This window comes from Rhodococcus sp. 320_ES, assembly GCF_059691855.1.
In genome coordinates, this window is record NZ_JCAWAG010000003.1 from 33831 (window position 1) to 44919 (window position 11089).

Below are 11089 nucleotides of genomic sequence, written 5' to 3' on the forward strand. Positions count from 1 at the left end.
CTCCCGCCAGTTTGTGACCCCACTCACACGCCGGCGCGTACGGTCGAGGTGCATGCAGAACTGTGCATGTCACGACGACGGGAGTGGACCATGTCAGACAACAGAGCAGTTGCCTACGCCGGGGCCGGAAAGGTGGAAGTCGTCGACATCGACTTCCCGACCTTCACCCTTCAGGACGGTCCGGGCGTGAACCCGGCCAGCGTCGGGCGCGAGTGCCCCCACGGAGTGATCCTGAAGGTGGTCTCCACCAACATCTGCGGCAGCGATCAGCACATGGTCCGTGGACGGACGACGGCGCCCGAAGGTCTCGTTCTCGGACACGAGATCACCGGTGAAGTCATCGAAGTCGGTCCCGGAGTCGAGTTCATCAAGGTCGGCGACCTGTGCTCGGTGCCGTTCAACATCGCCTGCGGGCGCTGCAAGAACTGCAAGGAACGCAAGACCGGAATCTGCCAGAACGTCAATCCCGATCGACCCGGCGCGGCGTACGGATACGTCGACATGGGCGGGTGGGTCGGCGGCCAGGCGGAATACGTCATGGTCCCGTACGCCGACTGGAACCTGCTGAAGTTCCCGCACCGTGACCAGGCGATGGAGAAGATCCTGGACCTGACGATGCTCTCCGACATCTTCCCCACCGGCTTCCACGGCTGCGTCACCGCCGGGGTCGGTGTGGGCTCGACCGTGTACATCGCCGGCGCCGGACCCGTCGGCCTGGCCGCCGCGGCCAGTGCACAGCTGCTCGGTGCCGCGGTGGTGATCGTCGGCGACCTCAACCAGGACCGTCTGGCGCAGGCACGCAGCTTCGGATGCGAGACCGTCGACGTCAGCAAAGGCGACCCGCAGGACCAGATCGAGCAGCTCCTCGGGGTGCCCGAAGTGGATTGCGGCGTGGACGCCGTCGGATTCGAAGCGCACGGCCACGGCGGCAACTCGGCCACCGAAGCGCCTGCGACAGTGCTGAATTCACTCATGGACGTCACGACGGCCGGCGGAGCGATCGGCATTCCCGGCCTCTACGTCACCGGCGATCCGGGCGCCTCGGACGAGGCGGCGAAGGTCGGTGCGCTCTCGCTCAGCCTCGGCACCGGCTGGGCGAAGTCGCTGTCGTTCGCGACCGGTCAATGCCCGACCATGAAATACCACCGCGGGTTGATGATGGCGATCCTGCACGACAGGGTGCAGATCGCGAAGGCGGTCAACGCGCGCGCCATCGGCCTCGAGCAGGCGCCGCAAGGGTACGCGGACTTCGATTCGGGTGAGGCGACGAAGTTCGTGCTCGATCCGCACGGTTTGTTGGGGGCCGCCTGAGCTGTGCGTGATTTCCGCCCCTCAGGGGGCGGAAATCACGCACAGGGGGGTTACTTCGCCAAGAACTCGAGCAACACCTTGTTGAACTCCTCGGCGTGCGAGGCGTTGATGCCGTGCGGCCCACCCTCGATCAGGTGCAGTTCCGAGCCCTCGATGGCTTCGTGCGAGCGCTTACCGCTCACCTCGAACGGGACGATGCCGTCGGAGTCGCCGTGGATGACGAGCGTCGGGACGTCGATCTTCGCGACGTCGCCTCGGAAGTCGGTGCGGCCGAACGCGTCGATGCAGTCGAGCGTGCCCTTGGGTGACGCACCGGACGCGAGGTAGATCGCGTACTGACGCTGCGGCTCACTGACTTCCAGCGTCTCGCCGGCACTGAAGAAGTTGGTGGCGAACCCGTCGAGGAACGCTGCCCGATCGGTCTTGACACCGTTCTGGAACTGCTCGATGGTTGCGTCGTCCAGCCCGCCGTCCGGGTTGTCGTCGCTCTTGTAGAGGTACGGCGGAACAGCCGCGGCAAGAACCGCTTTGGCGATCCGAGAGGTTCCGTACTTGCCGATGTAGCGCACGACTTCGCCGCCGCCCATCGAGAAGCCGACCAGCGTGACGTCGGTCAGCTCGAGAGATTCGAGCAGTACCGACAGGTCCTTGGCGAAGGTGTCGTAGTCGTATCCGTCCCACGGCTGCGACGACTGTCCGAATCCGCGTCGGTCGAACGTGATCACGCGATGACCGGCCTCGACGAGGGCGGGTACCTGCGCTTCCCACGACCGGCCGCTGAGAGGCCACCCGTGGATGAGAACGACGGGCTTGCCGCTTCCGTAGTCCTGGTAGTGCAACTCGATGGGGTTCTGGCCTTCGGCGCCGACGGTCAAGATGGGCATGAGTACCTCCGCTTCGGTTAAACAGTTCACGAGTCAACTACCCACTTTCGACGCGTTCTAGTCGATACCGGCGTTGGAGTTGGCCTTGTGTTCACTTGACCGTTTCTTTACCTGGCTACGGTCCGCGGGTGACTTCGATACAGCTGCCCCTGATCTCCGTCCACGACGGTTCGTCCGCTCGCTCCTCGCTGACCTGCAGATACAAGTGCGGAGACGCGTGCTTCCACGAGGTTCCCAACACCTCGAAGGGCGAGTATTTCGGCGACATCGTCAAGACCGCGATGACACGCCGGGGAATCCTCAAGGGTGGGGCGATGACCGTCCTCGCCGTCGGCGCGGGCGGTCTGCTGGCTGCATGCTCGACGGACCAGCCGGGCGCAACGGGCGGCGCGGCCACGACCGGCGACGCGACGCCCGTCCAGGGCTTCGACTTCACCGCGGTGGCACCCAACACCGAGGATGCCGTCGTGGTGCCGGACGGATACGAGCAGGCCGTCGTCATCCGCTGGGGTGACCCCGTGATGGACGGTGCACCGGCGTTCGACTTCGACAACCAGACCGCCGCCGCGCAGCAGATGCAGTTCGGATTCAACAACGACTTCGCCGGGCTGCTCCCGATCGACGGATCGTCGACCGACTACCTCCTGGTCACGAACCACGAGTACACGACCGAGCCCGCGATGTTCAAGGGCTACGACGCCGAGAACCCGACGCAGGAACAGTTCGCCATCGCACTCGCCGCCCACGGACTGACCGTGGTGCAGGTCACCGGCGAGAGCGGCTCGGGCAAGCTCACCCCCGCATTCGGCAAGTACAACCGCCGGATCACCGGCACCACCGAGTTCGTCGTCACCGGCCCCGCCGCGGGGAGCGACTTGCTCAAGACGTCCGCCGATCCGACCGGCACCAAGGTGCTCGGCACGTTCAACAACTGCTCCGGTGGCGTGACCCCCTGGGGCACAGTGCTTTCCGGTGAGGAGAACTTCAACCAGTACTTCGCCAACGCGGAATCCGTGACCGACAAGACCGCTGCGGACCGTCTGGCCCGCTACGGTGTGGAGGGAGCAGCCAGCGAACGCAAGTGGGAGCGCTTCGACAAGCGGTTCGACTTGGCTCAGGAACCCAACGAGGTCAACCGATTCGGCTGGATCGTCGAACTGAACCCGTGGGACCCGACCGCCGCACCCATCAAGCACACCGCGCTGGGGCGCTTCAAGCACGAAGCCGCCACCATCTACGTCACCGACGACGACACCGTCGTGGCCTACAGCGGCGACGACGAGCGCTTCGACTACATGTACAAATTCGTCTCGACGCGAAAGATGATGTCCGGCAACGGACAAGCCGCGTTGCGCAACAACGTCACCCTGCTCGACGCCGGCACCCTGTACGTCGCCAAGCTCACCGGCGACTCACCCGATCAGATCGACGGCAGCGGAAAGCTCCCAGCCTCGGGCGCATTCGCCGGCAAGGGCGAATGGATCCCGATCCTGCGCACGGGCGAGGACGGCAAGGGCACGTCCCTCGTCGACGGAATGAGCGCCGAGGAAGTGGCCGTGTTCACCCGTCTCGCGGGCGACACGGTGGGTGCCACCAAGATGGACCGCCCGGAGGATTTCGAGCCCAACCCGGTCACCGGCAAGGTCTACGTCGCGCTGACCAACAACAGCAACCGCGGCACCGAGGGCAAAGCCGCTGCGGACGAGGCGAACCCGCGCAACAAGAACAAAAACGGCCAGGTCCTCGAAATCGACGACGACCACGCCGGAACGTCGTTCACGTGGAACCTGCTCATCGTCGCCGGGGATCCGTCGGCGGCCGACACGTACTTCGGTGGGTTCGACAAGACCAAGGTCAGTCCCATCTCGTGCCCGGACAACCTCGCGTTCGATCCGTCGGGCAACCTGTGGATCAGCACCGACGGAAATGCGTTGGAGTCCAACGACGGTCTGTTTCGGGTAGTGCTCGACGGCGACCGCCGCGGTGACACTCAGCAGTTCCTCACCGTGCCGGCCGGCGCCGAGACATGCGGGCCGATCATTCAGGAACAGCGCGTCGTGGTCTCGGTCCAGCACCCGGGCGAGGTCGACGACGCCACCGCCGATGCCCCGGTCTCACACTGGCCCGACGGCGGCGACTCCCAGCCCCGGCCGTCGGTTGTGGCGGTCTGGAAGGTCTAACCCCTTTCAGCCCAGCCAGTCCAGCACCGACGCCGCCGTCCACGACTGCTGCATGCTGCCCAACGGTTCACCGGTGAACGGCTCGTAGTACTCGGCGAAGCTGCCGTCGCTGGCCTGGCGGAGCGCCTCCTCCCGCAGCATGAGCGAGCGTTCCGTCCACCCGCGCCTGCCGAACGCCCACGAGAACAACCAGGTGATCACGGGCCAGACCGGCCCGCGCCAGTACTCGCGCGCGCGGAAGTCGCGGGCGACCGGCGACGTCGACGGCGGCAGCGCGAACTTGAAGTCCGGATGGCCGCAGAAGCGTGGTCCGTCGAAGAGTCGCAACAGATTACGCTCGACGTCACGGGAGAGCCCGCCGCAGAGCAGGGGCGCGAACATCGCCAACGTCTCGGTGCCGATCCAGCGCCCGGACCGCACGTCGAAATCGCGTGCAGTGCCCGACCTTTCGTTGGTGGTCGCGATGACTCCGTTGCGGAAGCGATCGGCCCACGACCGGAGGTCCCGCACGTCGGCGTGCGGTTTCGAGTGTTCCTCGCCGATCGTCGCGAGCACGTCGCACGCCACGGAGAAGACGGCCGAGACGAAGACGTCCTCCACGGCGAAACTCATCGCCCCGTGCAGGGCGATGTCGTCGTACCTGGCCGCCTTCATCTCCTCGACGAGCCACATGTACCGGTCGTACTCGACGTTGCTCGGGCGCTGCGACGCGTCGGTGATCACCATCTGGTCCTCACGCACGTAAGCGGGGACGTCACCGGGAATCACGTTGGCGTAGGCCGCATCCCAGCGTGGTGAGTTGTCCATGCCCGACTCCCACCCGTGATAGAGGGTGATGCGGCCACGTTCCTGCTGATCGCGAGCGCGCGCGAGCCAGCGGTGCCACCGCACCAGATCCGGCCAGCGGCGGTCGAGAAACTCTCCGGCCACCCCGCGCGTGGTCCGTCCGCGTCGGCGAGCGTGATCGAGGATGCGTTGCACCGCGATCGCGTGGACGGGCGGCTGAGTGATTCCGGAGGTGTGGAGTCCGGTAGGGGCGTCGGCCGCCAGGTCGCGCACGCCCCACCGAGCGGGACCGGGGAAGTACCCGTCGACCCCGTTTGCGAAGACGATGTGCGGAATCATCCCGTTGCGCCACTGTGCGGACAGGAGCGTGTCGAGTTCGACCACCGCTCGCTCCACGCTGAGCGGAGCGAGACCGACCGACACGAACGCCGCATCCCAACTCCACATGTGCGGGTACAGCCTCGGGGCGGCGCTGGTCATGGTGCCCAGATCGTTGCCGCGCAGCAGATACGCGGCGCGGGCAGCGAGCTGTGTCGGGGTGAAGCCGGTGGCACTCATACCGGTAGTTTGCTGCCACTTCGGCGATCCCGCACATTCGGAGGGCGGAAACGGCGGGAGCGTCGCATACTGATCGAACTCGCCAGGTGAAGGGGGATCCGTGACTGTCGGTTCGACGAAGGCACTGGTCGGGTGGCTCCCCGACGAGTCCGGACGCGACGCCCTCGCCCTCGCGGTCCGATTCGCCCGCACCGCCCGCCCGGTATCTGATACGACGGTCACCGTGCAGTCCTGCACGGTGCTGCCGCGCACCTGGCCGTTTCCGTCGATGGCCAAGGTCGACGCCGAGTACAAGGGCTGGCTTCAGGAGCAGGGCAAAACGTCGGTCGCGAACGCCGAAGCCGCGATGTCCGAGGGCTTGGAGCCCGACGAGATCGGTGACCCCGCGGCCTTCTTCGCAGAGGACACCGCCGAGTCGGCCGCACTGACCGAGGCGGCCGGCACGATCGGCAGCGATCTGATCGTCCTCGGATCTACCGCCGGGCCCGACGGCCGGTTCGTCGCGGGGAGCACGACCGAGACGCTGCTGCATTCGTCGCGGGTGCCGCTGGCGTTGGCGCCGCGCGGAACCCGCGACAAGGCCGTCGCCTTCACCCGAATCACCTGTGCGTACACCGGAACAACCGAATCGAACGACGCGCTCGAATCGGCCGCCGCACTCGCCTCCATCTGGAACATCGACCTACATCTCGTCGCCTTCGCTCCACGACGGGCGACGACGTACCCGCCGTTCGGTGGCTACGGGGCCGAGGACGAGGTGACGGCGCAGTGGTTCCGTCAGGCCGAGGCGCTCCTGACGCAAGCACGGGAGGACGTGGCCGGGCGGCATCCCTCGCTGTCCCCGACGTTCGCCGTCGGCGCCGGATCCGACTGGGAGCAGGTGATGAGTTCGATCTCGCTCACCGACGGTGATCTGCTCGTGGTCGGGTCCTCGCGCCTCGGACCGTTGGCCCGGGTGTTCCTCGGGTCGACGGCCTCGAAGATCGTCCGGCACAGCCCGGTACCGCTGCTCATCGTGCCCCGCGGAAGTCGTCTCGCGCGATGACCCTCGTTCCTATGACGAACCTCGTTCCAGCGACGAACTTCATTCCAACAACGAACCTCGTTCCAGTACTGGAGGATTCATGACCGGACCCGTCGGCATCATGCGCAGAAAGCCCACCAGCGCCATCCCGGCGGCGGAGGGCGCGAAGGTCGAGACGCAGCTCAAACGCTCCATGTCGACGTTCCAGCTCACCTGCATCGGCGTCGGGTCCACCGTCGGCACCGGAATCTTCTTCATCTTCTCCGAGGCGGTGCCCACGGCGGGTCCGGCCGTGATCTTCTCGTTCGTCATCGCCGCGATCACTGCGGGACTGACCGCGCTCTGCTACGCCGAATTGGCCTCCAGCATCCCGGCTTCCGGCTCGACCTACACCTACGCGTACACGATCATCGGCGAATTCATCGCCATGCTCGTCGGGGCGTGCCTCATTCTGGAATACGGGGTGTCCACCGCCGCGGTGTCGGTGTTGTGGAGCCAGTACCTCAACGACCTGCTCGATCGCATCTTCGGTGTTCAGATACCGGACATTCTCTCGCACGCGCCGGGTGACGGCATGGGCTTCGGAATCAACCTTCCCGCAATGATTCTCGTCGCGCTGTGCGCGATTCTTCTGATTCGCGGAACGAGCGAGTCGGCGCGGGTCAACGCCGTCATGGTGGTCATCAAGATCGGCATTCTCGCGATGTTCGCCATCGTCGGATTCTTCGGATTCGATATCAACAACCTCGAACCCTTTGCTCCCTTCGGCGTCGCCGGTGTCGGTGCTGCCTCGGGCTTGATCTTCTTCTCCTTCATCGGACTCGACGCCGTGTCGACCGCCGGCGAAGAGGTGAACAACCCCAAGAAGGCTCTTCCCATCGCTCTGATCAGCGCTCTCCTGGTCGTCACCGTCATCTATCTGACCGTCACACTGTCGGCCGTCGGTGCGCAGCCGCAGGACGAGTTCGCCGGGCAGGAAGCCGGCCTGTCCGCCATCCTCGAAAAGGTCACCGGCTCGAACTGGCCGTCGATCGTATTGTCCGCGGGCGCAGTAATTTCCATCTTCTCGGTCACGCTCGTGACGCTGTATGGACAGACGCGGGTGCTGTTCGCAGTCAGTCGCGACGGACTGATTCCCGAGGTGTTCTCCGAGGTGAACCCCCGCAGCCTCAGCCCAGTCAAGAACACGATCATCGTCGCCATCGTGGTCGCGCTGATGGGCGGCTTCATCCCGCTCGACTTCCTCGCCGACCTCGTCAGCATGGGAACCCTGGTGGCGTTCATGGTGGTGTCCGTGGGCGTCATCATCCTGCGTCGCCGCGAACCCGACCTCGATCGCGGCTTCAAGGTGCCGCTGTACCCGGTGCTTCCGCTGCTGTCCGTGGCCGCCTGCATCTACCTGATTTCGCAGCTGAAGTTGCTGACCTGGCTGCTGTTCGCGATCTGGCTCGCGGCCACCGCGCTGCTGTACTTCACGTACTCGCGCAAGCACTCGCGGCTCAACCCGGAGAACGCGCCTCGGTAGTGTCGGCGTCATGCCTACTGCTCTGATCACGGGGGCGAGCCGCGGACTCGGGGCCGCCATCGCTCGCTCCCTGGCTCCGGACCATCGCTGCTATCTCGGCGGCTCGACATCCGAGTCGGTGGCCGCCGTCGCCGCGGAACTCGACGGAAGCGTGCCCTGGCCGGTGGACCTCACCGACTCGGCGGCCGTGGCTGCGGCGGTCGACGGCATCACCGAACTCGACGTCCTCGTACACAACGCGGGCGTGGCCGAACTCGGAAATATCGCCGAGACGTCGGTCGACATGTGGCGTAAGACGTTCGACGCCAACGTGATCGCGGTTGCCGAACTCACTCGCCTTCTCCTGCCCGCACTTCGAGCGGCCGGCGGACACGTGGTGCTCGTCAACTCCGGCGCGGGCATTCGAGTCAACCCCGGGTGGGGTGCGTACGCCGCCAGCAAGTTCGCGCTACGCGCGTTCGGGGACGCGCTGCGGCAAGAGGAACCGTCGATCCGCGTCACATCCGTTCACCCCGGTCGCATAGACACCGACATGCAACGGGCCATCGTCGCGAGCGAGGGTGACGAGTACGACCCGAGCAAGTTCCTGACTCCCGAGACGGTGGCAGCCGCGGTGCGACAGGCGATCGACACCCCGGCCGACGCGCATCCTGTCGAGATCGTGCTGCGGCCGGTCGCGCGGTGAGGGAGCCGCGTCACCGCGTCAGAACAGCGGTCCATCCGGGCGGGTAGATGTCCGTCGAGCAGGACGGAAGCCCTGCTTCCCAACAGGTCTGCAGGCCGGTCATGTCCGACGGATCCGTGTAACCCTTCGGCAGGAACATCACGACCACTGCCCAGGCGCCGGCGAGGAGAGCAAGTGCGCAAACTACCCGCGTCCACCGCGGAGCGGGTGCGGCGAGCGTAGCCACCAGAAGCACCACGATGATCGCGACCGGCACGACGAGGTGCCGGCCCAAGACGACAGGTCCGCTGACGAACAATTCTCCGTATGCCGTCGTCACCACCGCCAACAGCAGCGCGATCGTGGCCCAACACGCCGCCGCGACTCCGCGCAGCGCGAACATGGTTGCCACGAACACCGCGACGATCCAGACCGCGGCAACGACGGCCGGCACCCCTGACGTTTGCGGACCGAAGACGTCTGCCGTTCCGAAAATCCAGACACCCCCGATTCTTTCGGAGAACGACCTAACGAAGATGCCGACCGTCCAGCCGCCGTCGGTCGTGCGGGGGGAGTTCAGGTAGACGACGATCTGCACGAGGGCGGCGGTCGCTCCGGCCGCGGCCACCGCAAGCGACTGTGCGGAGCGTCCGCTGCGCCACCATCGGTACGCGAGCAGCGGGACGAACATCACGACGACGGGCCCACTCAGACCCAGGACCAGGACTGCGACGACTTCGAGGACGCGCCCTCCTGGCGATCGCGGATCGTCGCTCAACGCGATCAGAACGAGACCGAACCCACCGACGAAAATTAGGTTCGCGATGTTGCCGTAGGCCTCGGCCAGGGTGGGGGCTACACACAGCAGGGCGAATGTCGACGCTCGAGCGACCGGGGAGGGCAGCAACCACACCCGCTTGGACAGAACCAGCGACGCAACGGCAAGGTACGCCGCGATCGCCGCGAGCACGTACGCAGCCGGGGCCAGATCGAACGGCAAAGGGGACAACGCAAGTGCGATGATGCGCGGGAAGACGTGGAGGTAGCCGGCGAACGGTCTCCACAGCGCGGCCACGCCCTGCTCGTGGCTTCCAGCGAAGAACTCGGCGCCGTCTTCGGCATACAGGACCGGGTACAGAGATCGGTTCAGGCCCCTGACGAGAAATGCACCGACCGCCAGCACGACGATCATCCGCGCCACTCGTCGTTCTCCGGTGCTGTCGGATGTGTGCGCGCTCTGGTGGATCGTGACCATGGTGCGTGCTTACCAGACGTGATTCGAACGAGCGAGGACCCGAGTCCGGAAGTCGACCTCGGGTCCGGTCGGGTTGTCGCACTCGTCTTTTCGCCGCTTTCGGCATCCCCAACCGGGCCCCGACCCCGGTCGGGGGAATGCCCCCGCACAGCACACCGTTTACCGATTATGACCGTCACACTCGTGCCCAGCAGCGACCGAAAGCACTGGTGGGACAGCGCACTCGACTCATGGCAGTCCTTCCCCGCCACAGGGAACTTCGATCTGGCAGCGAACGCCCATGGGCTGTTGCTGGTCCACAACGAGGACACCGTCGCACCAGGTGAAGGGTTCGGCCGGCATCACCACGAGAACATGGAGATCGTCACCTGGGTTCTCGAAGGTACAGTGCAGCATGAGGATTCGGTCGGGAACACCGGCGTGATACGTCCCGGCGTGGTGCAGCGCATGAGCGCCGGCACCGGCGTTCTGCATTCCGAGCGCAACGACAACGGGTACTCCTCGGGGCGACGGCTGCGCGTGGTGCAGATGTGGGTTCCGCCGAGCGTCGCCGATACCGAGCCGTCGTACGAGGAACGTGACGTGAGCGCCGAGCTGCAGGGCGGCGAACTCGTCGTCGTCGCCTCCGGGATGGACCGTGACCGCGGCCGGGCGGCGGTCACGATCGGAAACAGCGGGGCAGCGTTTCATGTTGCACGGCTGCAGCCGGGGCAGTCGATCGTCGTGCCGACCTCACCCTTCGGTCACGTGTTCGTCGCGGACGGCTCTGCCGAGTTCGACGAGTTCGGACCGATCGAGCAGGGCGACGCGATGCGCCTCACCGACAGCGGCGGTCAGACGGTCACGGCGGTCACGGCGTGCGAGATCCTGATCTGGGAGATGAATCCCGAGCTGGCCTGACC

At 66.0% G+C, this 11089-nt stretch carries 9 protein-coding genes; 6 read left to right on the forward strand and 3 right to left on the reverse strand.

The genetic code is table 11. From position 1 onward, the window contains the following. Nucleotides 1-90 precede the first annotated feature (90 nt). Nucleotides 91-1311 (forward strand): formaldehyde dehydrogenase, glutathione-independent, encoded by a 1221-nt coding sequence (fdhA, locus tag AC59JP_RS10810; RefSeq protein ID WP_497325784.1) that lies wholly within the window; start codon nucleotides 91-93, stop codon nucleotides 1309-1311. Between the two features lie 50 nt (nucleotides 1312-1361). On the opposite strand, the gene AC59JP_RS10815 is transcribed toward fdhA, so the two are convergent. Continuing rightward, nucleotides 1362-2195: an alpha/beta fold hydrolase gene (locus AC59JP_RS10815; protein ID WP_497325785.1), complete on the reverse strand. Its 834-nt coding sequence runs from the start codon at nucleotides 2193-2195 to the stop codon at nucleotides 1362-1364. Nucleotides 2196-2323: 128 nt separating this feature from the next. Here AC59JP_RS10815 and AC59JP_RS10820 point away from each other — a divergent pair, with 128 nt between their 5' ends. After that, nucleotides 2324-4375, forward strand: a complete 2052-nt coding sequence (locus tag AC59JP_RS10820; RefSeq protein ID WP_497325786.1) for a PhoX family protein — start codon at nucleotides 2324-2326, stop codon at nucleotides 4373-4375. Between the two features lie 6 nt (nucleotides 4376-4381). Here AC59JP_RS10820 and ggh read toward each other — a convergent pair whose 3' ends face one another. Further along, nucleotides 4382-5719, reverse strand: a complete 1338-nt coding sequence (ggh, locus tag AC59JP_RS10825) for a glucosylglycerate hydrolase (protein WP_497325787.1) — start codon at nucleotides 5717-5719, stop codon at nucleotides 4382-4384. Between the two features lie 100 nt (nucleotides 5720-5819). On the opposite strand from ggh, the gene AC59JP_RS10830 reads away from it, so the two are divergent. The 3 genes from AC59JP_RS10830 (at nucleotide 5820) to AC59JP_RS10840 (ending at nucleotide 8953) form a co-directional block, all read left to right on the forward strand. Beyond that, the gene (locus AC59JP_RS10830) at nucleotides 5820-6764 is read left to right on the forward strand and encodes a universal stress protein (RefSeq protein WP_497325788.1); all 945 of its coding nucleotides are present in this window, start codon (nucleotides 5820-5822) and stop codon (nucleotides 6762-6764) included. A 79-nt stretch (nucleotides 6765-6843) separates the two neighbouring features. Next, nucleotides 6844-8268: an amino acid permease gene (locus AC59JP_RS10835; RefSeq protein WP_497325789.1), complete on the forward strand. Its 1425-nt coding sequence runs from the start codon at nucleotides 6844-6846 to the stop codon at nucleotides 8266-8268. A 10-nt stretch (nucleotides 8269-8278) separates the two neighbouring features. Continuing rightward, nucleotides 8279-8953, forward strand: coding sequence for an SDR family oxidoreductase (locus AC59JP_RS10840; protein ID WP_497325790.1), 675 nt, complete (start codon nucleotides 8279-8281; stop codon nucleotides 8951-8953). A 10-nt stretch (nucleotides 8954-8963) separates the two neighbouring features. Here the strand turns inward: AC59JP_RS10840 and AC59JP_RS10845 are convergent, their stop codons facing one another. Further along, nucleotides 8964-10187, reverse strand: coding sequence for a hypothetical protein (locus AC59JP_RS10845; RefSeq protein WP_497325791.1), 1224 nt, complete (start codon nucleotides 10185-10187; stop codon nucleotides 8964-8966). Nucleotides 10188-10355: 168 nt separating this feature from the next. Between AC59JP_RS10845 and AC59JP_RS10850 the strand changes: the two genes are divergently transcribed. Beyond that, nucleotides 10356-11087, forward strand: a complete 732-nt coding sequence (locus AC59JP_RS10850; protein WP_497325792.1) for a pirin family protein — start codon at nucleotides 10356-10358, stop codon at nucleotides 11085-11087. Nucleotides 11088-11089: the final 2 nt, after the last annotated feature.